General features: G+C 72.4%; 24 protein-coding genes. 13 read left to right on the top strand and 11 right to left on the bottom strand.

Features of this window, described 5'->3' with window-relative positions; genetic code table 11:
* The first annotated feature begins 99 nt into the window (after nt 1–99).
* The gene (locus ACFV9D_RS13075; RefSeq protein WP_385144733.1) at nt 100–2,145 is read left to right on the top strand and encodes a HelD family protein; all 2,046 of its coding nucleotides are present in this window, start codon (nt 100–102) and stop codon (nt 2,143–2,145) included.
* Here the strand turns inward: ACFV9D_RS13075 and ACFV9D_RS13070 are convergent.
* Together ACFV9D_RS13070 and ACFV9D_RS13065 are read right to left on the bottom strand one after the other, a co-directional pair.
* The gene (locus ACFV9D_RS13070; RefSeq protein WP_385144731.1) at nt 2,142–2,819 is read right to left on the bottom strand and encodes an esterase/lipase family protein; all 678 of its coding nucleotides are present in this window, start codon (nt 2,817–2,819) and stop codon (nt 2,142–2,144) included. The genes ACFV9D_RS13075 and ACFV9D_RS13070 overlap by 4 nt on opposite strands.
* Nucleotides 2,820–2,904: 85 nt before the next feature.
* Complete coding sequence (locus ACFV9D_RS13065; RefSeq protein ID WP_385144729.1) at nt 2,905–3,774, bottom strand: aminoglycoside phosphotransferase family protein; 870 nt, start codon at nt 3,772–3,774, stop codon at nt 2,905–2,907.
* Nucleotides 3,775–3,856: 82 nt separating this feature from the next.
* On the opposite strand from ACFV9D_RS13065, the gene ACFV9D_RS13060 reads away from it, so the two are divergent.
* Nucleotides 3,857–4,594, top strand: a complete 738-nt coding sequence (locus tag ACFV9D_RS13060; RefSeq protein ID WP_385144727.1) for an SDR family NAD(P)-dependent oxidoreductase — start codon at nt 3,857–3,859, stop codon at nt 4,592–4,594.
* Between the two features lie 184 nt (nt 4,595–4,778).
* Here ACFV9D_RS13060 and ACFV9D_RS13055 read toward each other — a convergent pair whose 3' ends face one another.
* Complete coding sequence (locus ACFV9D_RS13055) at nt 4,779–5,726, bottom strand: hypothetical protein (RefSeq protein WP_385144725.1); 948 nt, start codon at nt 5,724–5,726, stop codon at nt 4,779–4,781.
* 185 nt (nt 5,727–5,911) lie between these two features.
* On the opposite strand from ACFV9D_RS13055, the gene ACFV9D_RS13050 reads away from it, so the two are divergent.
* Entirely contained in the window at nt 5,912–8,275 is a 2,364-nt protein-coding gene (locus ACFV9D_RS13050; RefSeq protein WP_385144723.1) for a hypothetical protein, read from the top strand.
* A gap of 105 nt (nt 8,276–8,380) precedes the next feature.
* Here ACFV9D_RS13050 and ACFV9D_RS13045 read toward each other — a convergent pair whose 3' ends face one another.
* Both ACFV9D_RS13045 and ACFV9D_RS13040 read right to left on the bottom strand, forming a co-directional pair.
* Nucleotides 8,381–9,070 carry a copper homeostasis protein CutC gene (locus ACFV9D_RS13045; RefSeq protein ID WP_385144721.1) on the bottom strand — a complete coding sequence of 230 codons (690 nt, stop codon included), beginning with the start codon at nt 9,068–9,070 and terminating at the stop codon, nt 8,381–8,383.
* Nucleotides 9,071–9,121: 51 nt separating this feature from the next.
* Nucleotides 9,122–10,084 (bottom strand): hypothetical protein, encoded by a 963-nt coding sequence (locus ACFV9D_RS13040; protein WP_385144719.1) that lies wholly within the window; start codon nt 10,082–10,084, stop codon nt 9,122–9,124.
* A 162-nt stretch (nt 10,085–10,246) separates the two neighbouring features.
* Between ACFV9D_RS13040 and ACFV9D_RS13035 the strand changes: the two genes are divergently transcribed.
* The 3 genes from ACFV9D_RS13035 (at nt 10,247) to ACFV9D_RS13025 (ending at nt 13,253) form a co-directional block, all read left to right on the top strand.
* Nucleotides 10,247–10,537, top strand: coding sequence for a cation transporter (locus tag ACFV9D_RS13035; protein ID WP_385144717.1), 291 nt, complete (start codon nt 10,247–10,249; stop codon nt 10,535–10,537).
* A gap of 123 nt (nt 10,538–10,660) precedes the next feature.
* Entirely contained in the window at nt 10,661–12,931 is a 2,271-nt protein-coding gene (locus ACFV9D_RS13030) for a heavy metal translocating P-type ATPase (protein ID WP_385144715.1), read from the top strand.
* Between the two features lie 40 nt (nt 12,932–12,971).
* Nucleotides 12,972–13,253 carry a metal-sensitive transcriptional regulator gene (locus tag ACFV9D_RS13025; protein WP_015035316.1) on the top strand — a complete coding sequence of 94 codons (282 nt, stop codon included), beginning with the start codon at nt 12,972–12,974 and terminating at the stop codon, nt 13,251–13,253.
* 25 nt (nt 13,254–13,278) lie between these two features.
* Here the strand turns inward: ACFV9D_RS13025 and ACFV9D_RS13020 are convergent, their stop codons facing one another.
* Nucleotides 13,279–13,434 carry a hypothetical protein gene (locus ACFV9D_RS13020; protein ID WP_385144713.1) on the bottom strand — a complete coding sequence of 52 codons (156 nt, stop codon included), beginning with the start codon at nt 13,432–13,434 and terminating at the stop codon, nt 13,279–13,281.
* A gap of 93 nt (nt 13,435–13,527) precedes the next feature.
* On the opposite strand from ACFV9D_RS13020, the gene ACFV9D_RS13015 reads away from it, so the two are divergent.
* The 7 genes from ACFV9D_RS13015 to ACFV9D_RS12985 all read left to right on the top strand — a co-directional run bounded on the left by ACFV9D_RS13015 (nt 13,528) and on the right by ACFV9D_RS12985 (nt 19,382).
* A complete protein-coding gene (locus tag ACFV9D_RS13015) occupies nt 13,528–13,905 on the top strand; it encodes a BlaI/MecI/CopY family transcriptional regulator (RefSeq protein WP_385144929.1) in 378 nt (125 codons plus the stop codon).
* Nucleotides 13,902–14,813: a M56 family metallopeptidase gene (locus ACFV9D_RS13010; RefSeq protein WP_385144711.1), complete on the top strand. Its 912-nt coding sequence runs from the start codon at nt 13,902–13,904 to the stop codon at nt 14,811–14,813. The genes ACFV9D_RS13015 and ACFV9D_RS13010 overlap by 4 nt, the downstream gene beginning before the upstream one ends.
* 330 nt (nt 14,814–15,143) lie before the next feature.
* Complete coding sequence (locus tag ACFV9D_RS13005; protein ID WP_385144710.1) at nt 15,144–15,419, top strand: GNAT family N-acetyltransferase; 276 nt, start codon at nt 15,144–15,146, stop codon at nt 15,417–15,419.
* Between the two features lie 280 nt (nt 15,420–15,699).
* Nucleotides 15,700–16,542, top strand: a complete 843-nt coding sequence (locus ACFV9D_RS13000) for an SAM-dependent methyltransferase (protein WP_385144708.1) — start codon at nt 15,700–15,702, stop codon at nt 16,540–16,542.
* Between the two features lie 76 nt (nt 16,543–16,618).
* Nucleotides 16,619–17,059, top strand: a complete 441-nt coding sequence (locus tag ACFV9D_RS12995; protein ID WP_385144706.1) for a Fur family transcriptional regulator — start codon at nt 16,619–16,621, stop codon at nt 17,057–17,059.
* A 98-nt stretch (nt 17,060–17,157) separates the two neighbouring features.
* On the top strand, nt 17,158–18,219 hold the full coding sequence (locus tag ACFV9D_RS12990) for a LuxR C-terminal-related transcriptional regulator (protein ID WP_385144704.1): 1,062 nt from the start codon (nt 17,158–17,160) through the stop codon (nt 18,217–18,219).
* A gap of 110 nt (nt 18,220–18,329) precedes the next feature.
* Nucleotides 18,330–19,382, top strand: a complete 1,053-nt coding sequence (locus tag ACFV9D_RS12985; protein ID WP_385144702.1) for a LuxR C-terminal-related transcriptional regulator — start codon at nt 18,330–18,332, stop codon at nt 19,380–19,382.
* A 119-nt stretch (nt 19,383–19,501) separates the two neighbouring features.
* Here the strand turns inward: ACFV9D_RS12985 and ACFV9D_RS12980 are convergent, their stop codons facing one another.
* From ACFV9D_RS12980 to ACFV9D_RS12960, 5 genes are all read right to left on the bottom strand, one after another.
* Nucleotides 19,502–19,699, bottom strand: coding sequence for a hypothetical protein (locus ACFV9D_RS12980; RefSeq protein ID WP_385144700.1), 198 nt, complete (start codon nt 19,697–19,699; stop codon nt 19,502–19,504).
* 207 nt (nt 19,700–19,906) lie between these two features.
* Nucleotides 19,907–21,250: a D-inositol-3-phosphate glycosyltransferase gene (mshA, locus tag ACFV9D_RS12975; RefSeq protein WP_385144698.1), complete on the bottom strand. Its 1,344-nt coding sequence runs from the start codon at nt 21,248–21,250 to the stop codon at nt 19,907–19,909.
* A 112-nt stretch (nt 21,251–21,362) separates the two neighbouring features.
* Nucleotides 21,363–22,928: a class I tRNA ligase family protein gene (locus tag ACFV9D_RS12970; RefSeq protein ID WP_385144696.1), complete on the bottom strand. Its 1,566-nt coding sequence runs from the start codon at nt 22,926–22,928 to the stop codon at nt 21,363–21,365.
* A 50-nt stretch (nt 22,929–22,978) separates the two neighbouring features.
* Nucleotides 22,979–23,722 carry an SDR family oxidoreductase gene (locus tag ACFV9D_RS12965; RefSeq protein ID WP_329117748.1) on the bottom strand — a complete coding sequence of 248 codons (744 nt, stop codon included), beginning with the start codon at nt 23,720–23,722 and terminating at the stop codon, nt 22,979–22,981.
* 91 nt (nt 23,723–23,813) lie between these two features.
* The gene (locus ACFV9D_RS12960) at nt 23,814–24,851 is read right to left on the bottom strand and encodes a PrpF domain-containing protein (RefSeq protein ID WP_385144694.1); all 1,038 of its coding nucleotides are present in this window, start codon (nt 24,849–24,851) and stop codon (nt 23,814–23,816) included.
* Nucleotides 24,852–24,871: the final 20 nt, after the last annotated feature.

Here is a 24,871-nt window from a genome sequence, read left to right as displayed (position 1 = left end):
CTACACTCTCCGACTTCCCCGCCTCCCTCCGTGGAGTGTCGCCGTCCGGTCGGAAACCGGCGGCCGTCCTGGCATGTCCGCGCACCTGGAGGCTTCCGCATGTCCCCGTCCGACCCGCTCGCGCGCGAGCGCGCCCATCTCGCCGACTCCCGCGCCGCGCTGCGTGCGATGCGCGAGGACGCCGAGGCGCTCGACATCAAGGACGTCACCGCGAACTGGGTCAACGCCGTCGTCCTGCAGGCCCAGATCGAGGAGCGGATCAAGGCACTGGCCGACCTCTCCCACACCCCGCTGTTCTTCGGCAGGCTCGACTACCTGCACACCACGCAGGAGGGGCAGCGCTTCTACATCGGCCGGCGGCACGTCCACGACGCTCAGGGCGACCCGATGGTGATCGACTGGCGCGCGCCGGTCTCGCAGCCGTTCTACCGGGCGTCGAAGAAGGACCCGCAGGACGTCGGTCTGCGGCGCCGGTTCGGCTACACGGGCGGCGAGCTCACCGCGTACGAGGACGAGCACCTCTCCGACCCCGAGGCGCTGACATTTTCCGGCTCCGCCGGGGGGTCGCGCACGAGCAAGCTGCTCCAGGCGGAGATCGAGCGTCCGCGCGTGGGTCCGATGCGGGACATCGTCGCCACCATCCAGCCCGAGCAGGACGAGATCGTCCGCTCGGGGCTGTCCGGCACCGTCTGCGTCCAGGGCGGCCCGGGCACCGGAAAGACGGCCGTGGGTCTGCACCGGGTCGCGTACCTCCTCTACGCCCACCGGGAGCGGCTGGCGCGCACCGGCACGCTCGTCATCGGCCCGAACCGCTCCTTCCTGCACTACATCGAGCAGGTCCTGCCCGCGCTCGGCGAGCTGGAGGTGCGGCAGGCGACCGTCGACGACCTGGTGGCGCACGTCGAGGTGCGGGGGACGGACGAGGCGGCGACGGCGGTCGTCAAGGGCGATGCGCGGATGGCGGAGGTCCTGCGCCGCGCGGTCCGCTCGCACGTCACACTGCCCACCGAGCCGCTGATGGTGGTGCGCGGCTCGCGCCGCTGGCGGGTCCCCGCGTACGAACTGGAGGAGATCGTCCGCGAGTTGCTCGACCGGAACATCCGCTACGGCGCCGCCCACGACGCGCTCCCGCAGCGCATCGCGCACGCGGTCCTGGTACGGATGGAGCAGGCGGGCGAGGCCCCGGACGACCGGGTGCAGGACGCGGTGGCCCGCAACGCGGCGGTGAAGGCGGTCGTGAAGGCGGTCTGGCCCGCGGTCGACCCGGCGAAGCTGGTGCTGCGGCTGCTGAGCGACCCCGACTTCCTGGCGGCGCACGCGGAGGGCCTGCTGTCGGCGGACGAGCAGAAGCTGCTGCTGTGGGCGAAGCCCGCCCGCTCGGTGAAGTCGGCGAAGTGGTCGGCGGCGGACGCGGTCCTGATCGACGAGGCGAAGGACCTGGTGGAGCGCACGCACTCGCTCGGGCATGTGGTCCTGGACGAGGCGCAGGACCTGTCCCCGATGCAGTACCGGGCGGTGGGGCGCCGCTGCACGACCGGCTCGGCGACGATCCTCGGCGACCTGGCGCAGGGCACGACCCCGTGGGCGACGGAGAGCTGGGCCCAGGCGCTGGGGCATCTGGGCAAGCCGGAGGCCGTGGTGGAGGAGCTGACCGCCGGTTTCCGTGTGCCGCGCGAGGTCATCGCGTACGCGTCCAGGCTGCTGCCGCACATGTCCCCGGGCCTGGCGGCCGTCGAGTCGGTCCGTGAGAACCCGGGCTCGCTGACGGTCCGGGCTGCCGAGGCGACGGAGCTCGACGCGGCGGTGGTCGCGGCGTGCGTGGAGTCGCTGGTGCACGAGGGCTCCATCGGCCTGATCGCCGCCGACGCGCGGATCGCGCCGCTCGCGGAGGCGCTGACGGCGGCCGGGCTCGCGTACCTCTCCCCCGGCGAGGAGACGACGGCCGAGTCCCGGCTGACGCTGGTCCCGGCCTCGCTGGCCAAGGGTCTGGAGTACGACTACGTGGTCCTGGACGACCCGGCGGCGGTCGTGGACGGCGAGCCGGACGAGCGGACGGGCCTGCGGCGGCTGTACGTGGCTCTGACGCGTGCCGTGTCGGGCCTGACGGTCCTTCACTCCTCGCCGCTGCCTCCCCAACTGGCCTAGGAGCGGAGGAAGGCGCGGACCCCCTGGGAGACCGTGTCGTCGCCGAGCAGGGCGTTGTGGTCGAGGCAGCCCGCGGCGTTGTTGGTGGCGCCCGTGAGCGGCACGCTGCTGTCGGGGTTGATGACCTCGTCGCAGTTCGACCACCACGTGGCGTAGCGCACGGCCCCGGGCGTCTCGTCGCCCTCCGCGAGCCGCTTCTGCACGTACGAGCCGGGGGTCATGTCACGGCAGGCCTGGTCCCACAGGGCGCAGGCCCAGGCGGTGCTGGTGCCGTGGTTGGGGCCGGCGAGCGAGACCCAGTGGGCCACGGAGGACTGCCCGGCGCCGTCGAACTTCACGTACCAGCGGGTGACGAGGCTGCCGAAGGAGTGGGCGACGAGGTCGACCCGGCTCGCGCCGGCCTGCCGCTTGACGTTCTCGACGTACGCGGCGAGTTCGCCGGCGATGACCTCGTTGACGGACCGGTGGGTGTCGTAGCCGAAGGAGAAGAGTTCGGCGTCGGTGTACCCGTCCGCCTTGAGGTCCTCGCGCAGTCCGCCCCAGACACCGGGGTCCGCGTTGTAGCCGTGCACGAAGACGACGGGGGTGCGGGCCGCGGCCTGTGCGGGAGCCTGGGCGAGAAGCAGCGACAGCAGGGCGAGCAGCGGAACGATCGCGACACGGAGCCTCAACACGCTTCCCCCTACGAGGTGTTACGCACGAGTAATCAGCAGCATGGTGAGGCCTGCGGGTCGTGATGAACAGCCCCGTGCGCGAACCTCAGGCACCGGATGCGTACTCGGGGAGGGCCTCGGACCAGGCGCGGTGGGCGACCGCGGCGAGGACGGGGTTGGTGACGCGGTAGTAGTGCTCCGTCACCAGGCCCCAGGCCAGCGCCCAGCCCCGGCCCCGTGCCCAGGTCGCGTCGTCGACCTCGGCGGCCTCGCGGAACAGCGGGCGGGTCTCGGCGGTGAGGAGCGTCCAGGCGGCCATCATGTCGCAGGCCGGGTCGCCGGTGCCGACGGCGCCGAAGTCGATGACGGCGCTCAGCCGCCCCTCCCGGGTCAGCAGGTTGCCGGGCAGCAGATCGCCGTGGACCCAGACGGGTTCGCCGTCCCACTGCGGAAGGCGCAGAACCGACTCCCACGCCTCGGTCGCGGCGGCGCCGTCGATCGTGCCGTCGGCGCCGAGGTCGCGGAGGGCGCGGTCGATGGCGTCGCCCGTCCACTCGGTGACGTGGCCACCGCGGAAGGACCTCGGACCGCCGCCGGCGTCCACGCTCCGCAGCGCGACGCCGAAGCGGCCCAACTCCACTGCGGCGTGGGCGAGATCGACGATCGGCTCGTCGAAGGCGTTGGCGCCGTCGAGCCATCCGTACACCGACCAGGGCAGCGCGAAGTCGTCGCCCGGGACGCCGCTGCCCAGCAGCACCGGCACCGGCAGCGGGAGGTGCGGGGCGAGGTGCGGCAGCCAGCGCTGCTCCTTGCCGATGGCCCGGGCGGTGTCGGCGGTCTTCGGCAGCCGGACCGACATCGTGTCGCCGAGGCGGAACATGTCGTTGTCCGTGCCCGCCGACGGAACGTGCGCGACGGGCAGCTCCGCCCACTGCGGGAACTGGGCGGCGATGAGTCTGCGCACGATGTCGACCATGGCCGGGAGGCTAGCCAGCGGCCGCTCCTTCGGGCCAACGAATTACGGTGGGGCGGCGCGACCGCGAGAAGGGTGGAACACGATGTCGAGGACGACCGTCGTCACCGGCGGCAGCCGCGGGATCGGCGCGGCGACCTGCGTACGCCTGGCGGCCGAGGGGCACGATCTCGTGCTCGGGTACGTACGCGATGCCGCCGCCGCGGAGAGGACGGCGCGGGCGGTCCGGGAGGCGGGCGCGCGCTGTGTCGTGGTGCGGGCGGACACGTCGGTCGAGGCGGACGTGGAGCGGCTGTTCGACACGGCCGAGGCCGAACTGGGCCCCGTGACCGGCCTGGTCAACAACGCGGGCGTGACGGGCCCGCTGGGGCGCCTCGCGGACGCCACGACCGAGGACCTGCGCCGGGTCGTGGAGGTCAACCTCCTCGGCTACCTGCTGTGCTGCCGCCGCGCCGCCCGCGACATGGCCGCGCACGGCGGCGGGGCGATCGTGAACATCTCCTCCGCCGCGGCCACGCTCGGCAGCCCCGGCGACTACGTCCACTACGCGGCGACGAAGGCGGCGACCGACGCCCTGACCATGGGCCTCTCCAAGGAGCTGGGCCCGGACGGCATCCGGGTCAACGCGGTCGCCCCGGGCATCGTCGAGACCGACATGCACGCGACGATGGGCGACCCCGACCGCCCGGCGAAGGCGGCCGCCACGATCCCCCTTGGCCGCCCGGGTCGCCCGTCGGAGATCGCGGCTGCGGTGGCGTGGCTGCTGTCCGAGGACGCGTCGTACACGACGGGCACGGTGCTGAGGGTGTCGGGCGGCCGGTGACCCGGCCCCCGTTGTGGGCATTCGTCCCGCTGGGGCGGTGGGGGTCCCCCCGGACGAAGTCTGGGGGAGGGTGGGCACACGGGACGGTGCCCCTGCCAGGCCCGGGCTCCCCGTGCCTGCGGTGCCCACGGGCGCGACGCCATCGTGGGTCGGGTAAGCCTGGGCCGGCCCCGGCCCGGGGGCGTCAGCTCTCCTTGTACCAGCTCAGCCGCTCCCGCAGCACGCCGCTCTCGCCCTCCCCGGCCATGACCGAGGCCGCGTACAGCTCCGCCATGGGCGAGGCGATGTTGCCGTCCCGTACCCCCGGCTGGGTCAGGTACGGCTGGCCCGCCCATGTGGTGTCGTGCTCCTCCGGGTCCATGTAGCTCCACGCCGCGCCCCGCGAGCGCCGCGCCACCTCCCCCAGGTACCAGGCGGCGCCCTGGAGGAACGACTCCGGCTCCGACGCCTCGAAGTGCGGGCCGGAGGAGAACCGTTCCTTGGTGAGCCGCTCCAGCACGTCGAGCGAGGCGGCGGAGAAGTCCCAGGTCTCCGCCGGCCGCCCGGTCTCCTCGACCCAGGCGGCGAACGCCCGCTCCCGTTCGGCGAGCCAGCCGGCCAGCCAAGGATGGAGCGCGACCTCCGGCTCCGGGTCCACCCCCGGCGTGTGCTCCTTCACCGGCTCCCAGTCCGGCCGCTCCTCGCGCAGCCCGGCCACGGCGTCGCTCAGCCGCCGCGCGGCCGCCGCGAACTCCTCGCCGGTACGGCTGCTCAGCGCCCGTTCGATCAGCAGCATCGGGGCCACCGGTTCGAGCCCGAGCGCGGCGTCCGGCACCACCACCGGATGCCCCTCCACCTCACCGACCGGCTCCGTGTCCCAGCCCCATCCTCCGCCCGCGACCGTCAGCAGGACCTCACCGAGATAGGCCATGGTGTCGTTCACGAGTGCGACGTCCGGTTCCGCCGACGCGTCCGGGGCGTAGTGGCGCAACAAGGCCGCCTCCAGCCGCGACAGGGACTCCACGTCGAAATCGAGCCGCGTCTCTTCGGGAAGGCTCTCCTCCCGCAGCCGGTCGATCGCCTCCGGAACGTGGTCGATCCACACGATGAGGTCCGGTACTCCGGCGGTGCGCACAGTCTGTCCTCGGGTCATGCCCATGACCCTAGGGCCCCGATCCGGCGAGGAACGAGTCAGCCACACCCGGCAGTTGCGCAACTCACGCCCCGCGTGGCGCCCTTCGCCAACGGGAACGGGCTGCCCTAGTGTGTGTCATGGCAGCGTCATGACGGGGGCTGTGCGCGCTGCCCCGTTTTCCTCCCTGCCCCCAGGGAACCCAGTTGAGCTATCTCACCCGAATACGTACCCGCTTCGGTGTGCGCGCGGCGGTCATCGCCGTCAGCGCCGGGCTCCTCGCCGGTGGACTGCCCTTCCTGGACGCCCAGGACGCCACGGCCGCGCCTCGTAACCGCTGCGACCAGAAGTACGGCACCCCGGACACGGCCCCGCCGGCCGGCAGTCTGCCCGGCGCCAACGGCCGGGACGCCACCCCGAACGCCGAGCAGTACGTCTACGACTACGACAACCCGTCCCTCGGCTACGACGGGCTCCAGCTTCCCGCCAGCGAGCGGGAGTTGCAGAGCTACGGCAAGGACCCCAAGAAGTGGCCGAACGACCGCCACAAGCAGATCTACGCGCGCTGGAACCGCAACCAGGCGAACACCGACGCCAGTAAGCGGTGGTCGAAGACCGACTTCGACGGGTGGCTGAAGAGCGTCATCCGCCTCGAAGGCAACGGCAAGCGAGGCGCCGGCTTCGAGCGCCAGGTCACCCGGCACTACAAGCTCGGCGGCCCGGACTGGCTGTGCCAGGGCTCGCTCAAGGGCATCGACAAGAAGCTCCACGAGGAGCTGAAGAAGGAACTCGGCGACAGGTTCCCGAACAAGGACCGTCGGTTCGACGCGGTCAACCCCAGGACCAAGACGATCTACGAGTACAAGGCGGGAGGGCGCTTCGACTACAAGGAGATCCACGTCGACAAGGCCCTCGCCGCCCGGGGCTGGAAGGTCGTCTACATCTTCGGTGAGGAGCCCGACGACGCCACCAAGCGGAAGCTCGCCGAGGTCGACGCCAACGGCAAGGGGAAGATCGGCAGCTACAAGCACACCGCGACGCCCCAGCCGAAGTACAACAACAACACCGGCTACAACAAGCCCTCCGGCAGCCTGAACCCCGCCTGCCAGACCGCGGGCACCGGCACCATGACCCTCGCGGCCGCGGGCGGCATCTGCTCCGCCAACGGCGCCGCGGACCGGACGTCCAACGGCTCCCCGAAGAACAAGGAGCAGGCCCGGCGCATCGCCGCGGCCGAGCGCGCCGACGGGAACGCCTCGCAGCGCATGCGCGGCCCCGGCGGCGTCGACTTCTCCACCCTTGAGCTGCGCTACGTCGGCACCCCGGTCAACGGCAAGGGCCTGGACTACTCGTACAAGGCCGGCATCAACCCGGACGCGGACGAGAACCCCTCCTTCGGAGGCCAGGAGAAGGCCCAGCTCATCTCGGACTCGTTCTTCACGTGGATGGCGCTCACCCCGGAGAAGTTCTGGGTGAACCTCAACCCGGACGAGCCGAACCGGGTCATGGACCAGAAGTTCGGCACCACCGACGCCGGACGCGTGCTCCTGGAGGCCGACCTCCAGATGAAGCACGACTACGCGGCGTTCCTGAACCCCAAGGACGAGGACGCGGCCCGGGTCTGGGACTCCCTCACCCGCGTGGACGGCGCCCCGTGCCTGCACAGTGTGCGGAACTGGATCGAGCCGAAGCCCGCGCAGGTGCGCGAGCAGGACGGCGGCATCTACATCCTGGACGCCCCGCTGAAGGTGAAGTCGGTGCCGCAGGAGTTCAGCGCCCCCGTCCCGGGCGAGAAGTGCAACCTCACCGAGGCGCAGATCCAGCACAACCAGCGGCTGATCGAGCAGTACGTCATCCCCAAGATCGAAGAGAAGATCAACAAGAGCGACGAGCCGATCTACGCCGACCTGCGCCGGGTCTACACCTCCCGGGTGGCGGCGGAGTGGGTCATGCAGCAGGACGCGAAGAAGGCCGGTGACTACCACCGGATCATCGGCAGCAACGACGTGAAGAGCTGGCCGATCCGCGGCGAGAAGTGGGACAAGAACGACGTCTACCAGCGGTACGTGAAGTCCTTCAGGGAGGGCGACTACAAGTTCGAGCGCGAGTACGGCGGCCTCGTCTACACGTACACCGTCGGCGGTGTGGACTTCTCCAAGTCCCCGCGGCAGAACATCCCCAAGGTCCGCTTCGACATCGAGAACCCGCGCCTGCCGCAGGTCACCGACCGCTCGAAGATCGCACCGCGGGACTACCGCGACACCGGGACGCAGCTTCTGGGTGGCAACACCCACGTGACGCCGACCGGTGACCCCACGCCGGAGCCGACGCCGACGCCGAGCGGCACCGGCAAGCCGGACCCGACCCCCACCCCGACGGACCCGTCGAGCCCGACCCCGTCCACCCCGGCACCCACCAACGGCGGCCACACCCAGCCGCCCAAGGCGGACGGCGGACTCGCCGACACCGGTACGCGGATGGGCACGGTGGCCGGCCTGGCAGCGGCCCTCCTCGCGGCCGGCGGAGCCGCGATCTGGTGGAAGCGCCGCAGGAACTCCACGGCGCACTGACCTGAACCCCGGCACCCCACAGGGGCGCCCCCTCCTCGGAGGGGGCGCCCCTTGTCGTTCCCGCGGGCCCGCGGCCGGACGTGGCGGGCCCGCGGTATGTCCGTCCTACGCGTCCAGGGCCTCGCGCCAGACGCGGACCGCGGGTGCCGAGACCGGGGCCGTCCAGCCCTGGGGGCGGGCCGCGCCGCCGATGTGGAAGGCGTCGAGGCCGGCCGCCCGCAGCTCCGGGAGGTGGTCGAGGCGCAGGCCGCCGCCGACCAGGATCTGCGGCTCGTAGCCCGGCTCGCCGGCCCGCGCGGCCTCGGCCTTGAGGACGTCCAGGCCGTCGTCGACGCCGGTCGGCGCGCCCGCCGTGAGGTAGGTGTCGAGGCCCGGCAGGTCCGCGAGCTGCTTGCGCAGCGCGTCGCGGTGCGGCGCGCGGTCGATCGCCCGGTGGAAGGTCCAGCGGCAGCCGTCCAGGACGGCGATCAGCCGCTCGACCGCCACCAGGTCCGGATCGCCATCGGCCGTCAGGAAGCCGAGCACGAACTCGTCCGCGCCCGCCCCCCGAAGGTCCGAAGCGCGGGCCACCAGCGCGTCGATGTCGCCGGCCGCGAAGCCGTCGGTGAGTCTGAGCATCACGCGCAGCGGAATGTCCACGGCTCCACGGATCGCCTCGAAGCCGGTCCGCGACGGGGTCAGCCCGTCCGCCGCCATGTCGGTGACCAGCTCGAGGCGGTCCGCCCCGCCCGCTTGGGCGGCGACCGCGTCCTCCGCGTCGAGGGCGATCACCTCAAGGACTGCACGGTTGCTCATCGAGCCCATTCCTCCATGAATGACGGCTACAGGTCTAGTCCAATGACCAGACTAGCCGTGCGCGTGGCCTCCCGCATCGTGCGTGGCGCTGCCCGTCGGCGCAGGGGCGGTCGCGTGACCGGTGCCCGCGTGCACCGTGAAGGCCGCCGTCCGCACCTTCCCGCCGTGCCGGAAGTCCAGGAAGAGGCGGTACGTCCCGGCGCTCGGCGCCGTCGCCGTGAAGGAGACGTCCGGGCCGGGCCCGCCCTCGTTCGGGTGGACGTGGAGGTAGGCGAGGTCCCCGTCGCGCAGGGCGACGAGGTGACCGTACGCCCCGAGGTACGGCTCCAGGTCGGTGACCGGCCTGCCGCCCTTGCAGACCGTGAGCTTCAGCTCGCCCGCCCTGCCCGGGTCGAGGGTGCCGCCCAGCGCGACCTGATAGCCGTCGACGGTCGCGGTCGGCGCGGCGGCCGGCAGCGGCTGCGGCGTGTACGCGCCGGGTACGGACAGGTCCACACCCAGGGTCACGCCCTTGGCGCCCTTCCCGGCCGGCTTGAAGTCGGCGAAGGCCTTGTAGCCACCGGCGACGGGGAGGTCGACAGGCGTCGACCAGGTGCCGTCGGCCGCGCGCACGGGGTGCAGGTGGCGGTAGACCGTGAGGTCCCGCGAGGCCACGATGAAGTGCAGTTCCTTGCCGTGCTCGGTGGTGTACGCGGTGACCTTCCTGCCCCCCGCGTCCTTGATCGAGAACTTCAGCACGCTCTTGCCCGCGGCCGGCTTCGGCGTCTCCATGGCCAGCGTGTAGCCGCCCTCGGAGACCTGGAGGCCACCGGCGGCGGGCGCGTTCGCGGCGCCCTCCTCGTGCCCCGCGTGCCCACCCGCGCCGTCCTGCTTCGCGGCGGCGGCCGCGTGCTCCCCGTGCCCGGCCTTCGCGGGCTCGCCCACGGGCCCGACGCCCTTGCCGACCCCGTACGCGGTCCCGAAGGTCGCGGCGAGCGCGGCGGCGAAGGCGGTGATCTTCACTCCGGTGTTCATGGCAGCTCTCCCGTACGTGAGTAACCGTTCGATGCACTTCACCATACCCCTGGGGGGTATCAAGTCAAGTCGAGTGGGGCCTTGCGTCGCATACCTTGGGGGGGTATACATTGGACTCAGTTCCAGATACCCCCTCAGGGTATCGCTACCGAGGAGGAACCCATGTCTTCCTGCTGTACTCCCGACGGCAGCTGCTCGACCGACGCCGGCGAGGCGGCGACCGCGACCGCCGTCGCCGACAGCACCGCGACCGTCTACGCGGTGTCGGGCATGACCTGCGGACACTGCAAGACCGCCATCACCACCTCCGTCGCCGCGCTGGACGGCGTCATCTCCGTGGACGTCGACGTCGCCGGCGGCCTGGTGACCGTGACCACCGGCGGTGCGCCCGACGACGCCGCGATCGCCGCCGCCGTCGACGACGCCGGCTACGAACTCACCGGCCGCGCCTGACCGTCCGGCCCCAGGACCTGTCCGACCCCGATCCGCCGGACAGGCCCGAGCCCCACCCCGGCCGCCGGGGCCCGTCCACCCATGGGCCCCGGCCCCCGAACTCCGCGATACCGAGGAGCAGGAATGACCACGACGACCCCCGGCGCCGCCCAGGTCGAGCTCGCCATCGGCGGCATGACCTGCGCCTCGTGCGCGGCCCGTATCGAGAAGAAGCTCAACCGCATGGACGGGGTCGAGGCCACCGTCAACTACGCCACCGAGAAGGCGAAGGTCACCTTCGACGCCGACGCCGACATCTCCGTCGCCGACCTGATCGCCACCGTCGAGGCCACCGGCTACACCGCCCAGGAGCCGACGCCCCCGAAGGACGAGTCCGGCGGCACGGACGGGCCCACCGACGAGGAGAAGGCCGACGAGGAGCTGCGGCCCCTCAAGCAGCGGCTGATCACCGCCGTCGCCCTCGCCGTCCCCGTCATCGCGATGGCGATGATCCCGGCGCTCCAGATCGAGTACTGGCAGTGGCTCAGCCTCACCCTCGCCTCGCCCGTCGTCGTCTACGCCGCCTGGCCCTTCCACAAGGCCGCCTGGACCAACGCCAAGCACGGCGCGGCCACGATGGACACGCTGATCTCCGTCGGCACGATCGCCGCGTTCCTGTGGTCGCTGTGGGCGCTGTTCTTCGGCACCGCCGGTACGCCCGGGATGACGCACCCCTTCGAGTTCACGATCGCCCGCACCGACGGCGCCGGGAACATCTACCTGGAGGCCGCGGCCGGCGTCACTGCCTTCATCCTCGCCGGGCGGTACTTCGAGGCCCGCTCCAAGCGGAAGGCGGGCGCGGCGCTCAAGGCGTTGATGCAGCTCGGCGCGAAGGAGGTGACCGTCCTCAGGAACGGCCGCGAGGTCACCGTACCGACCGCCGAACTCCAGGTCGGCGACCGCTTCCTGGTCCGCCCCGGCGAGAAGATCGCCACCGACGGCACCGTCGTCGAAGGCTCCTCCGCCGTCGACGCCTCCATGCTCACCGGCGAGTCCGTGCCGGTCGAGGTCTCCGTCGGCGACTCCGTCACCGGCGCCACCCTGAACGCCGGCGGCCGGCTCGTCGTCGAGGCCACCCGCGTCGGCGCCGACACCCAGCTCGCCCGGATGGCCAAGCTGGTCGAGGACGCCCAGAACGGCAAGGCCGCCGCCCAGCGCCTCGCCGACAAGATCTCGGCCGTCTTCGTACCGATCGTCATCGCGCTGGCGCTCGGCACCCTCGGCTTCTGGCTCGGCACCGGCTCCGGTCTGACGGCCGCCTTCACCGCCGCCGTCGCCGTCCTGATCATCGCCTGCCCGTGCGCCCTGGGCCTGGCCACCCCGACCGCGCTCATGGTCGGCACCGGCCGCGGCGCGCAGCTCGGCATCCTCATCAAGGGCCCGGAGGTCCTGGAGACCACCCGCAAGGTCGACACCATCGTCCTCGACAAGACCGGGACGGTCACGACCGGCCGGATGACGCTGATCAAGGTCCACACCGCCGCCGGCACGGACGAGACCGACGTGCTGCGCCTCGCGGGCGCCCTGGAGCACTCCTCCGAGCACCCGATCGCCCAGGCCGTCGCGACCGGCGCCGCCGCCAAGGTCGGTACGCTCCCCACCCCCGAGGACTTCGCCAACATCCCCGGCCTCGGCGTGCAGGGCGTCGTCGAGGGCCACGCGGTCCTCGTCGGCCGCGAGAAGCTGCTCACCGAGTGGGCGATGGAGCTGCCGCAGTCGTTGAAGTCCGCCAAGGGCGCGGCCGAGAAGGCCGGGAAGACGGCGATCGCGGTGGCCTGGGACGGGGAGGCCCGTGCGGTCCTGGAGGTCGCCGACGCCATCAAGGAGACCAGCCCCGAGGCCATCCGGCGGCTGCGCGCGCTCGGCCTGACCCCGATCCTGCTGACCGGTGACAACAAGGCCGTCGCCGAGTCCGTCGCCGCCGAGGTCGGCATCGACGAGGTCATCGCCGAGGTCATGCCGCAGGACAAGGTCGACGTCGTCAAGCGCCTTCAGGGCGAGGGACGTTCGGTCGCCATGGTCGGCGACGGCGTGAACGACGCCGCCGCGCTCGCCCAGGCCGACCTGGGCCTGGCGATGGGCACGGGCACGGACGCCGCCATCGAGGCCGGCGACCTGACGCTCGTACGGGGGGACCTGCGGGCCGCGGCCGACGCGATCCGGCTCTCCCGCAAGACGCTCGGCACGATCCGCTCGAACCTGTTCTGGGCCTTCGCCTACAACGTGGCCGCCCTGCCGCTCGCCGCGGCGGGTCTGCTCAACCCGATGATCGCGGGGGCCGCGATGGCCTTCTCCTCGGTCTTCGTGGTCGGCAACAGCCTGCGCCTGCGCGGCTTCCAGGCCGCCGACCGCTGACATACCGCCGACATCCCTGCGGACATCCGAGGAGGCCGCCGTGGCCGGTTACGGACAGCACAAGGAAGACATCATCAGGCGCCTGCGGCGCATCGAGGGCCAGGTCCGGGGCGTGCAGCGGATGGTGGACGAGGACGTCTACTGCATCGACGTGCTGACCCAGGTCTCCGCCATCAACGCGGCCCTCCAGTCCTGCGCCGTGGCCCTCCTGGACGAGCACCTCAGCTGCTGTGTCACCGAGGCGATCGCCCAGGGCGGGGACCAGGCGAAGGTGAAGGTGGGCGAGGCCTCCAAGGCCATCGCCCGGCTGATCAGAACGTAAGCCTCCTCGATCTTCTCGTGGGGGATCAACCGCCCTTGTGCGAAGGGCAGTCGGCGGACAGTCGGACGCTCAGGCGAAGACAGAGCCCGAGCACCGAACGGAGGAGCGTCAGCTCCACCGAACCGGGCAGACCGGGGCCGCAGACCTTCGCGCAGGGGCGGTTCTTCATGAGGGTCGACATCGGGCCATCGTACCCCTGGGGGGTATATCTTCGCCGAATGAACGGCCCGTACGATGGGCGGCCCGTGCAGGACCTGAGGGGGAGGGGATGCGCGTGCGCCGGCTGGGAGAGCTGGAGGCCGAGATCATGGACCGGCTGTGGGCCTGGCAACGGCCCGCCACGGTCCGCGAGATCGTCGACGACATAAATCTGGGGCGCCGGGTCGCCTACACGACGGTGATGACGGTGGCGGACATCCTCCACCGCAAGGGCTGGCTCCGCCGCGAGAAGGCGGGCAGGGCCTGGCTGTACGAACCGGTCCGCAGCCGCGAGGAGTACACCGCGGCCCTGATGCAGGACGCCCTCGGCGACAGCGCCGACCGGCCGGCCGCGCTGCTGCGCTTCGTGGAGACCATCTCCGACGAGGACATGCAGGCCCTGGACGCGGCGCTGCGGTCCGCCCGGCGCCCACAGGGCGGCGAGGTCGGGTGAACCACCACCTCCTGCCGCCGCTCGGGCTCGTCCTGTCCTCCGGGCTCCTGGTCCCCTGGCTCCTGGTGCGGGCCCGCTGGGCCCAGCAGGTGCCCCGGCTCGCGCTGGCGGTGTGGGCGGTGAGCGGCGCGGTGTTCGCCACATCGGCCGCGCTGCTGCCCGCCCACCTGGTGCTGCCGGCGGCCGCAAGCCACCGGCTGGGCGACGTCTACCTGGGGCTCCGGTTCCCCGCCCCGGAGGCGCTCCTCACCCTCACCGTCCGCGAATACCTGGCCCTCACCCTGGCCCTCACGGTGCTCGCGCTGCCCGCCGCCGGCTACGCACGGGAGCTGGTGCGGGCCAGGCGGGCGAGGCTGCGGCACGCGGGGGTGCTGCGGCTGGTCGGACGGTACGACCCGGCGCTGCGGGCGACCGTGCTCGACCATGCGCGGCCGGCCGTGTACTGCCTGCCGGGCCGCTCGCGCCGGGTCGTGGTCTCCTCGGGGGCGGTGGACACGCTCACCGAGGCCCAGTTGGCGGCGGCACTCGCGCACGAGCGGGCCCACATCTCCGGGCGGCACCACCTCCTGGTGGCGGCGGCGGAGGGGTTCGCGGCGGTGTTCCCGCGGCTTCCGCTGGCGCGCCACGGCGGGACGGCGGTGCCGCTGCTGCTCGAAATGGCGGCGGACGACCGGGCGTTGCGGCGCTGCACGCGCGACGCGCTGGCCACCGCCCTGTACGCGCTCGCCTCGGGCCAGGCGCCGCGCGAGGCGTTCGCGGCGGGCGGGCCGTCGGCGGCGCTGCGGATGCGGCGGATCCTCACGCCGCACAGCGCGGGACATCCGGTGCTGCGGGGGCTGTTGACGATCGGTGCGGCGGGTCTCGCGGTGGCGCCGCTGATCATCGCCTGCTGTTCCTTCCCCGGCTAATTGACTCGGTTCACTACGTAATTACTAAGTGAATTCGTAGATTTCGCATCGGTCACATCGCTCTGAATTCCCGGCTATCGTGGGTACGTTGGCGCTCAGGCTCGGCACATCGAAGGGTACGAACCAATGCAGCTGGCTGGCGTGCGGACGGCTGCGGCCGGGGACGCGACGACGATATCCAGGCTGCTGGCCGACGCCATTCGCGGCAGCTATGACGGAATACTCGGCGAAATCCCTACGCGCCGCCTTGTCTCCACGCAATGTGCACTTCCCCGTATCCGTGCGGAAATTGAAATTCCGGGTGGCGCGCCGGGCTGGCTGGGCTGGCTGGTGGCCACCGACGCGGCCGGCACGGTCGTCGGCGCGGCGGCGAGCGGGGTGCCGCTCCCGGGCGAGGGCGAGCTGTACGCGCTGGCGGTGGCGGAGGGTTCGCGGCGGCGGGGCGTGGGGTCGGCGCTGCTGGCGGCGGCGACGGAGCGCATGCGGGGGTTCGGGGCGGGGGAACAACGCGTGAGCCTCCCGACGGAGTCGGACCCGTCGCTCCCCTTCTACGAGACGAGGGGCTTCACCCCCCTGACCCCGACCCGCCTGACCCGCGAGCTCTGACCTACGCGCCCCACCGGGGCGACGCCCGCCACCCCACGCCCGTGTGGGCAACTGTCCCGCTGGGGCGGTGGGGGTCCCCCCGGACGAAGTCTGGGGGGACCCCCAGCCCTGCGGAGCAGTTGCCCACAACCCGGTGGCAGATGAACGCCATCGCGTGTTCACGCCGCCTCGATCGCTGGATCCCGCTCCCCCACCCCCGCCAGGATGGATCCGCGGCGCGGGCCCGGCGGCACGGGACCTCGTCCGGACGGCATGGACCGAGCGAGCCCCTGGAGGAGCGATGCAGAAACAGAGCGGCGCCGCGCTCGCGCCGGTCCTGCCGTCCCGATACGACCTCACCTCCGACACCCTCCCCGGACTGGAGTCCGTCGCCCCCGGCGACGAGGACTCCGTCTGGCTGTACGACGCCCTGCTCGGCCCCCACAGCGCGGACATCGTCCGCTACCTCGGCCTCGCCCGCGCCACCGGCGGTCCCGGCCCCGTGCTCGACCTCGGCTCCGGCGCCGGGCGGCTCGCCGTCCCGTTCGCCCGGCACGGCTTCGCCGTCGAGGCCGTCGACCGGGACGCCGCCGCCCTGGAGCGGCTCCAGGCCTGGGCCCACCGCATCGGCCCCCAGGTCGCCGAACTGATCGTGACCACCCGCGCCGATCTCACCGAACTCCGCCTGCACGGCAGCTACCGGCTCGCGCTGCTCGCCGGCGCCATGGTGTCCGCCGTCCCCCCGCGGGCCCGCCCCGGTCTGCTGCGCGAGATCGCCTCGCACCTGGACACCGGCGGCGCCCTCGCCCTGGACTACACCTCCCACCTGCTCCCCGGACTCGTCGCCGAACCGCGGCGGACCTGGGCCTTCCAGGTCCCGCGGTTCGACGGCATCGACGAGTGGGTGGTCGCCCGGCAGGTCTTCGACCTGGCGGAGATGAGCGAGCGGATCACGTACTACGCCGCCCGGACCGGCAAACTCTCCACCGAGCGGGCCGTGCTGACCACCGACAAGTGGATCGTCGACCCCGAACGGCTCGCGGCCGAACTGCACTCCGCGGGCCTGCACATCGAGGGCCGGCGGCGGCACCGCATCGACGAACGGACCGAGAGCGTGCTGCTCGTCTGTCGTGCGGACGACTGACATCAAGGAAAGCCAAGAGGTACGATGCCTGCAAAAGTTTGAGCCGACCAGGTCGACCAGGTGGCGGGCGGAGAAGATGGCAGTCGTGGATGAGCTGACGGGCCGCGAGGCGGTGATCCAGCGCCTGCGCGACGTCGGGCTGCGGGTCACGGGCCCGCGCCTCGAGGTGCTCACGGTGCTCGCCTCGGCCGGCCATCTCGACGTGGAGGCGATCACCGCCACCGCCCGCGAGCGCCTCGGCACGCTCACCAGCCAGGCCGTGTACGAAATGCTCCGGCACTTCCAGGAGACCGGCCTGGTCAGCAAGTTCGACCGCCCCGGACTACCGGCCGTCTTCGAGATCTCCGGCCCCCCGCACCAGCACGCCCTCTGCGTGCAGTGCGGCCGCGTGGAGAACGTCGACGCCAAGGCGCCCGCCCCGCCCCGCGGGAGCCTTCCCGGCTGGCGGACCACCGACGCCGAGATCGTCTTCAAGGGCCTGTGCCCCGACTGCGCACAGACCTCCGCGTCGCACTGAGACGGCTTGAACACCATGCGTCGCGTTCGAATCTGTGGCAGGGTCTAGCGGGGCGATTCAACGGGATCCGAACGGATCCGAGGGGAGTCTGCTGCGCTGTGTCCAAAAACGCCACCGGGACGCGTACGGGAAGCGATCAGGCTCTCGCGGTCTACCTCGAGCTCCGCGCCCGGTCCCTCTCCACATCAGCGTCCACAGCCTCCGCCTTCGCTTCCCCCTCGGCCTTCGACGAGGTCGCGGACCGACTCGCCCTCACCGCCGAGGAACGGGAACGATGTCGTGACGAACTCGCCACCCTCGGCCTGATCAAAGCCGCCGCGTCCGACGCCCACGCGGTCGTCGACCCCGATGTCGCCCTGGTCCGCCTCCTGCAGTGCGAGCGCGACCGGCTCGAGAGCCGGCTCGCCGAGACCAGCCGCGCCCAGGTCACCCTGGAGACCCTGGCCGGCCCCTTCCTCCGCGCCGGCGCCGCCCCCCGCTCCGAGGTCGAGGTCGAGATCGTCTCCGACCCCCACCGCATCCGGCAGGAGCTGGCCGGCCTCGGCGACGCCGTCCTCGGCTCGGTGCACTCCCTGCACACCGGTTCCGTACGGCGCGAGGACATGGCCGGGGAGCTGGAACGCGACCGGCGCTGGATCGCCCGCGGCGTCCGCGTCCGCGCCGTGTACAGCCGCCGGATCAGCTCCGTACCGGACATGGCGCAGCACCTGGAGGAGCGGGCGGCGCTCGGGGTGGAGGTCCGGTTCTCCCCCGTCGTACCGATGAACATGGTGCTCGCCGACGAGAACTTCGCGCTGCTGCCCACCGACGCGCACGACCCGGGCTCCGCCGCGATCCTCGCGCGCGGCCCCGGCCTGGTCCGCTCCTATCTCGCCCTGTACGAGTACTGCTGGCACGCGGCCACGCGCCACGGCGACGAGGACAAGCCCGAGCACGACGGCGACGGGCTCTCCGAGCAGCAGCGGGTCGCGCTGCGCATGCTCGCCTCCGGCATCAAGGACGAGCAGATCGCGAAGAACCTCGGCGTGTCCCTGCGCACGGTCAGCCGGCTGCTCTCCGAGGTGATGCAGGAACTGGGCGCGGCGAGCAGGTTCGAGGCCGGGGTGAAGGCGGCCAGGCTCGGACTCCTCGACGGCGAGGTGCACGAACGGGACGTGTGACGCGAGGGCCCGTCCGCGGGGACGGGGCCGGAACCGTGCGAGGACATCCGCCGCGCCCTGTGACAGGGTGGTGGGGGGAGACGGGGATCGACGAGGGGGGTCACTGCGCCATGGCCACGACGGACGACGGCACGGAAGAGCCGGGCGCCGAACCCCTTCTGATCCTCTATCAGGAGCTGCGCAGGCGAGGCGTGTCGAGCTTCGGGGAGGCCTGTGCGGCGCTGCGGCTCGCCCCGGAGGAGTACGAGCGATGTCGCGCCGAACTGACCTCCCTCGGCCTGATCGTGCCGACGACCGAGACCCATGCCACGATCGCCGACGTCCGGGACGCCAGCTGGAAACCGGACACGGACACGGTGGCCACCGTCGATCCCGAGATCGCCCTGCTGCGCCTGCTGGAACGCGAGCGCGAGCGGCTGCGGGATCATCTGGCCGAGGCCGACAAGGCCTACAGCACCCTGGAGACGCTGGCGGAAACCTTCCTCCGCGCGGGGGCGCTCGCCCGCTCCGAGATCGCCGTCGAGGCCATCACCGACTACCGCAGGATCCAGCAGGCGCTCGAGGACATCACCGATGTGATGCAGGAGAGTTCGGCCTCCATGCACCCCGGCGGGCCCAACCGGCAGATCCCGGAGCGGATGCTGGACCGGGACCGGCGCCAGATCGGCAACGGTGTGCGGGTCCGCGCCATCTACCGCAGCCGGGACGCGGCGCGGCCCGAGCTCGCGGAACTGCTGAGCCGGCGCGTCGCGCTGGGCGTGGAGATCCGACTGGCGCCCGTCATCCCCATGAACATGATCATCGCCGATCAGCAGTTCGCGCTGGTGCCGATCCGGCCCGAGGAGCCCCGCGAGGGCGCGATCCTGGCGCGCGGCTCCGTTCTCGTCCGCTCCTATCTGGGCCTGTACGAGCACTGCTGGCACACCGCGACCCCGTACGGAGACGACGCGGCGCCGGAGCGGGGCGGCGACGGGCTCTCGGAGCAGCAGCGGGCGGCGCTCCAGATGCTCGCCTCGGGCATGAAGGACGAGAAGATCGCCCGGAATCTCGGGGTGTCGTTACGGACGGTGAGTCGGATGCTCTCCGAACTCATGCAGGAATTAGGGGCGTCCAGCAGATTCGAGGCCGGGGTGCGCGCGGTGCGCCTCGGCTGGCTCGACTGAACCGGGAAATCCACTTCGGGCACGAAGAAGCCCCGCAGTCGCCGGACGGCGACCGCGGGGCTTTCCTGTTCTCAGCTGATTACCGCTGACTCCCCAGCTGAATTCAGCGCGATGTCATGTCAGTTGGTGGGCGCGACCGGGGACGGGCTCACGTTCGGCCAGTCGTTGTCCGCGCCGGCCTGCCGGGAGGTCGAGGCCGAGGTGGCGTCGGGGGCGGCGACCAGAGCGGCGCCGCCCGCGACGGCCATACACGCCACCATGGCGACGGCGAACTGACGGACGGTCTTGCGGACGGCCGGGATACGCACAGCAGACATGATTCCTCCAGGAGTTGGAATGCGAATTCCGACTTCGGGGGCCCGTGCCGCCGGGCGCTCCCTGAAGACATCTCCATGGTGGCCCGCCCCGGGAAACGGATCCAGAGTTTCTCCATGCGTGGATCTGCCATGGCGTGGATGCGTCATTCCGCCAATGCGCCTGCCATACAACGGAATTGACAAATCCGGAGCGTTCCATACCTTTGGTCAGACCAAAAGAGATGCTAGGCTTGTGGTGCGGCCTTCTCGTTCCTCCAGGAGAGAGAGGCCGTCGGGGCAGGGGCGTGCCGCCGCTCCTGCCCCATCCCTTCCCACGCCCCTCGCGCCCCTCCCCGCGTCCCCCAGAGCCGCCTCGTACACCTCGATCGTCCGGGCGGCGGAAGCGCGCCAGCTCATCCCCCGGGCGTGGCAGACCGCCGCCTCCCCCATCGTCGCCCGCGCCTGGGGATGCGCCGCCAGCCACAGCAGCCGGCGGGCGTACTCCACCGGGTCGTGGCCCCGGACGAGCAGCCCCGTCACCCCGTCCCACACCGCCGTCGGCAGCCCGCCCACCGCCGCCGCGAGCACCGGCGTCCCACAGGCCTGCGCCTCCAGGGCCACCAGTCCGAAGGACTCGCTGCGCGAGGGCACCACGAGCACGTCGGCCGCCCGGTACCAGTCCGCGAGCAGCGCCTGCGGTACAGGAGGACAGGGCCGCAGCACATCGGTGACCCCCAGCTCGCGCGCCAGCTGCCAGGCCGAACCCTCCCTGCTCGCCCCCGAGTGCCCCCCGACGACCGGGACGAGCAGCCGACGGCGGAGATCAGGCGCCATCGCCAGCAGCTCCGCCACCGCCCGTACGAGCACGTCGGGGCCCTTGAGGGGCTGGATGCGACCCGCGTACAGGGGGATGAAGGCATCGGCCGGCAGCCCGAGCCTCGCCCTGGCCGCCGCACGCCCCTCCCCCGGCCCGAAGGTGCGCAGATCGACGCCCGGCCGCACCACCTCGGTGCGCGGCCCCGCCGCCCCGTACAGCGCGTGCAGCGCCTCGGCCTCGTCGACCGTGTTGGCGATCAACCGGTCCGCGGAGTGGACCACTTGGTGCTCGCCGCGGATCCGGTGCTCGGGCTCGGGGGTGTCGCCCGCCGCGAGGGCCGCGTTCTTCACCCGGGCCAGGGTGTGCGCGGTGTGGACCAGCGGTATCCGCCAGCCGGCCGAGGCGATGCGGCCGGCCTGCCCGGAGAGCCAGTAGTGGGAGTGGACCAGGTCGTAGCGCCGGTCCTCCTTGAGCAGGGCCAGGGAGAACGGCACGACGAGACCCGGCATGGCTTCCTTGGGCAGCGCCCGGCGCGGGCCCGCGTGCAGATGACGGACCCGGACGCCGGGCGCGAGATCGACGAGCGGGGGGCGGCCCTCGCCGCGGCAGCGGGTGAACAGGTCGACCTCGGCACCCTGTTCGGCGAGGGCCCGGGAGAGCTCGACCATGTAGACGTTCATCCCGCCGGCGTCCCCGGTTCCGGGCTGGTGGAGCGGGGAGGTGTGGACGCTGAGCATGGCGACGCGCAGAGACACGTGGGGCTCCTGTGAGGGCGGGCCACGTGTCCCTGCGTTGCGTCGCGCACGGCCACGCGGCGGGTGGGGATGGGGGGGTGGGGGGCTGGGGGTGGATCCGAACCCGAAGACGTCAGAAACCGAAGACGGGACCGGACGGCGGAGCGAGCCGGGTGCCCGGCAAGGGTCCGGTCAGGGCCGAGGTGTCGATCGGCCGGCCGGGCTCGACCTTGAGCGCGGCGGCCAGCCGGTCGGCGCCCTCCGGCATCACCGGCCGCGCCCACGCGGACAGCGCCGACGCGACGGCCAGCTGCGTGGCCAGAGCCGGGAGATGACGGCAGGCCGTGGTCGGCCGGCAGCGCTCATGGGCGTTGACATGGCCGAAGTCGGCCACCGAGCGGACCACCTCGTCGAGGACGGCGACCGCGCGCCGGGGGTCGAAGGCATCGGGGCCGTACGCCTCGCGCAGGTCCTCGACGGCCCGGTGCAGCCGGCGCTCCAGGATCTCCCAGCCGGTGCCGCCGGGCAGCGCCTGCGGGGCGAGCCCGGCGCACTCCTCGCGTACGGAGGCGAAGAGCCGCGCCAGCCAGCTGTTCCAGTTCTCGTCCAGCTCGCGACGGGCCACGGCGAGCCGGTCCCGGTGGAAGACCGTGCGGCGGCCCAGCGGGCGGGCCTGCAGGACATGGCGGCGCAGGGTGTCGGAGCCGTACTCGGTGAGCAGGTCGAGCGCCCAGACGTTGCCCTCCTGGACGCCCTCCTCGATCACGTAGGACTCGTTGACGCAGAAGTCCTGCGGCAGCTTGATGTCCTGGGCGAGGAGCATCACCGGCAGCAGCACCGCGTGGCAGAAGGCGTGCCCGAAGCCGCAGAAGTGGATGGCGCGGCGGGGCAGCGGGCCCTTGGTGTCGTAGCCGAACAGATGCATCGCGGCGGCCTCGAAGCAGCCGTCGACGCGGTGGTCGGGGAAGCCCTCGACCGGCACCTCGAGCCCCCAGTCGGCCGGGTGGCCGACGGCGATGTCCGGCAGCCCGTCCTCCACCAGCGATTCGCACAGCGCGGCGAGCCGGGGCGGGAGGCCGGCGGTGGCCCAGTAGTCGGCGAGGGTCTCGCGGAAGGGCTCGAGGGGGATGTAGAGCCGGCGGCAGCGACGGGACAGCGCGGGGGTGTCGCAGAGCGAGCACCGGGGCGCGATCAGGTCGCCGCCGTCGTTGGGCCGGGCGCATTCGTGGCACATCCCGCCGTCGCTGGCCACGCCGCAGTGCGGGCAGGTGCCGGTGACGTGCGCGCCGTACAGCCAGCGCTCGCACGGCTCGCAGTACGGCAGGAGACGCGTGCGCGGCGCGATGACGCCCTGCGCGTACAGCCGGCTGAAGAGGTCCTGCACCCAGCGGCCGTAGCCGCGGTCGCGGCGCGGCCTGACGATGTGGTCGAACTCCACGCCCGAGCGCAGCCAGTCGGCGGTGATCGCCGCGCGGTAGCCCTCGGCGACCTCTTCGGGCTTGCGGTGGTGGCGCAGCGCCCGGACCTCGACGGAGCTGGCGTGGTCGGCGGTTCCGGTGGTGAACCGTACGGGTTCGCCCTCGGCGCGCAGGAATCGGGACAGGACGTCGGCGGCGACGTACGGCCCCGCGAGATGGCCGATGTGCAGTTCGCCATGGGTGGCCGGAGGGGTCGCGGTGATCCAGACAGGGGTGCTCATGGGACCTCCTTGACGCTGTGGTGCGGTGAGCTTCAGCGAGGGCGTGAACCTCAGCGAGGTTCGAAGTGGAAGGAGCGGATGAAGCAGTCACGGGGCTGCTCGACGGCATAGACGATGCATTCGAAGAGGGCCTGGGTGGTCAGCTTCTCGTCCGGCGCTATTCCGTCGGGATTCGAGCCGTCCCATTCCGCGAACCGCGGATCGGAGGTGGAGAAATCCGGCGGGAAGAGCGAGAAGACGCGGACGCCGGACGGCCGGAGGCGGCGCGAGAGAATGTCGGCGAAGCCCGCCTGCGCGCTCTTCGCCGCCCAGAAGGCCTCGTGGGCGGCGCCCGCGGCGGCGGAGGCGCCCTCGGCGTCCCGCACGGCGACCATGTTGACGATGTCGGGCCGCAGCGAGCCGCGCAGCAGCGGCAGGAAGTGCTTGACCATCAGGACGGTGCCGCCGGCCGTCGACTCGATCGTCTCCACGATCTGGTCGTCGCTGGCCGCCTCCAGGTCCATGCCGTCGAGCCAGCGGGCGCCGTTGTTCACCAGCAGGTCGACCCGGTCGGTGCGTTCGCCGACCCGCGCCGCGAACTCGCGGATCTCGGCGGGCCTGCTGAGGTCGCAGCCGAACGCGTGGATACGGTCCCGGGCGGAGCCCATGACCTCGGTACGGGTGCGCTCGGCGGCCTCGACGGTGCGGGCCGAGACGTAGACCTCGGCGCCGAGATGGGCGAATCCGACGGCGAGCGCGCGGCCGAAATAGCGGGACGCTCCGGTCACGACGACACGCAGATTCTCGAATTTCATGCTCGTCCGCTCTCCCCATGGATACCGGTTGCCGGTCGAATTCAGCGTGGCAGAGGAATCGGTGTCGGAGCGCGGTGAGAGGGGTGCGCATTCACGCCGTTGCGTGGATACGCCACGGCAGTTCGAGCCTGTCGACGACGGTGGCGCGCTTGTGGTGCACGGCGACGTGATGCGCGTCGGCGGACACGGTGACGGTGCCGCCCGGCGTACGGACGGGCCGCCCACGCAGGCCGGGCACGACGGTACCGGGCAGCGCGGCCGCGGCGGCGAGCGCGGCGGCGCCGGTGAGCGCGAGCCGGGGGTGCCAGCCGCCGACGGTGAGCGCCCGGACGGCGGTCCCGCCCGGACCGGCCGTGAACGCGGCGATCTTGGGCAGGGCGGAGTGCGGTGCGTGCCCGAGCACGCGGGCGGCGTGCGCCCGCAACGCGAGCAGCCGCCGGAGAGTGTCGTCGCCGGCCCGGAACAGCGCGTCGTCGGTACGGATCCCCAGGTGCGCGGCGTCGACGAAGACGTACGGATTCCCGTACCGGACGAGGGACACGGGCACCCCGGCGAGGACGTCGAGGGGCCGGCCGGTGGGGAGGGTGCGGGGGCCGTCGGGCGACCGTCGGAAGCGGAGGGTGTACGCGCCCCCGGGGCCGGGCTCGGGCGTGCAGTGGACGACGTCGCCCGTCGTCACGGCACGGACGGTGACGGGGCCGGGTCGCCCGGCGGCCACCACACAGGCGAGGAGGGAGTGCCCACAGCCGGCCCGGAAGTCGAATCCGCCGCCGGGGAGGGCCTGCACGAAGCGGTAGTCGAGAACGGGGCCGACACGGCCGACGCGGCCGCCGCGCGGGACGCGGTCGGCGGAGGTGGCACGCTCTGCGGGTTCAGCGCGGTCGGCGGAGGTGGCGCGGTCGGCGGGGTCAGCGCGGTCGGCGGAGGTGGCGCGGTCGGCGGGGTCGGCGCGGTCGGCGGAGGGGCCGTACAGCGCGATCTTGTTCAGTCGCGCGTACGGCGTACGGGCGAGGGCTGCGCGCAGCCCGCCCAGCTCCTCCGCCGACGCCACCGCGCCGCACGGCAGTTGTCCGAACTCCACGACGAGCGTCGGCCCGGGCGCGCCCTCGGCCCGCACGACGGCCGCCATGACGGATCCACGCCCGGGCC

The organism is Streptomyces sp. NPDC059875 (genome assembly GCF_042731085.1).
Lineage (GTDB): Bacteria > Actinomycetota > Actinomycetes > Streptomycetales > Streptomycetaceae > Streptomyces.
The sequence above is the reverse complement of the archived record's forward strand: the minus strand, read 5'-3'. Positions and strand labels throughout refer to the sequence as shown.

Coding starts and splice junctions, on each gene's coding strand:
- ACFV9D_RS13075 (WP_385144733.1), top strand. CDS start 100: ATGTCCCCGTCCGACCCGCTCGCGCGCGAGCGCGCCCATCTCGCCGAC.
- ACFV9D_RS13065 (WP_385144729.1), bottom strand. CDS start 3,774: ATGGTCGACATCGTGCGCAGACTCATCGCCGCCCAGTTCCCGCAGTGG.
- ACFV9D_RS13060 (WP_385144727.1), top strand. CDS start 3,857: ATGTCGAGGACGACCGTCGTCACCGGCGGCAGCCGCGGGATCGGCGCG.
- ACFV9D_RS13055 (WP_385144725.1), bottom strand. CDS start 5,726: ATGACCCGAGGACAGACTGTGCGCACCGCCGGAGTACCGGACCTCATC.
- ACFV9D_RS13045 (WP_385144721.1), bottom strand. CDS start 9,070: ATGAGCAACCGTGCAGTCCTTGAGGTGATCGCCCTCGACGCGGAGGAC.
- ACFV9D_RS13040 (WP_385144719.1), bottom strand. CDS start 10,084: ATGAACACCGGAGTGAAGATCACCGCCTTCGCCGCCGCGCTCGCCGCG.
- ACFV9D_RS13035 (WP_385144717.1), top strand. CDS start 10,247: ATGTCTTCCTGCTGTACTCCCGACGGCAGCTGCTCGACCGACGCCGGC.
- ACFV9D_RS13030 (WP_385144715.1), top strand. CDS start 10,661: ATGACCACGACGACCCCCGGCGCCGCCCAGGTCGAGCTCGCCATCGGC.
- ACFV9D_RS13020 (WP_385144713.1), bottom strand. CDS start 13,434: ATGTCGACCCTCATGAAGAACCGCCCCTGCGCGAAGGTCTGCGGCCCC.
- ACFV9D_RS13000 (WP_385144708.1), top strand. CDS start 15,700: ATGCAGAAACAGAGCGGCGCCGCGCTCGCGCCGGTCCTGCCGTCCCGA.
- ACFV9D_RS12995 (WP_385144706.1), top strand. CDS start 16,619: ATGGCAGTCGTGGATGAGCTGACGGGCCGCGAGGCGGTGATCCAGCGC.
- ACFV9D_RS12985 (WP_385144702.1), top strand. CDS start 18,330: ATGGCCACGACGGACGACGGCACGGAAGAGCCGGGCGCCGAACCCCTT.
- ACFV9D_RS12980 (WP_385144700.1), bottom strand. CDS start 19,699: ATGTCTGCTGTGCGTATCCCGGCCGTCCGCAAGACCGTCCGTCAGTTC.
- ACFV9D_RS12970 (WP_385144696.1), bottom strand. CDS start 22,928: ATGAGCACCCCTGTCTGGATCACCGCGACCCCTCCGGCCACCCATGGC.
- ACFV9D_RS12965 (WP_329117748.1), bottom strand. CDS start 23,722: ATGAAATTCGAGAATCTGCGTGTCGTCGTGACCGGAGCGTCCCGCTAT.
- ACFV9D_RS12960 (WP_385144694.1), bottom strand. CDS start 24,851: ATGGCGGCCGTCGTGCGGGCCGAGGGCGCGCCCGGGCCGACGCTCGTC.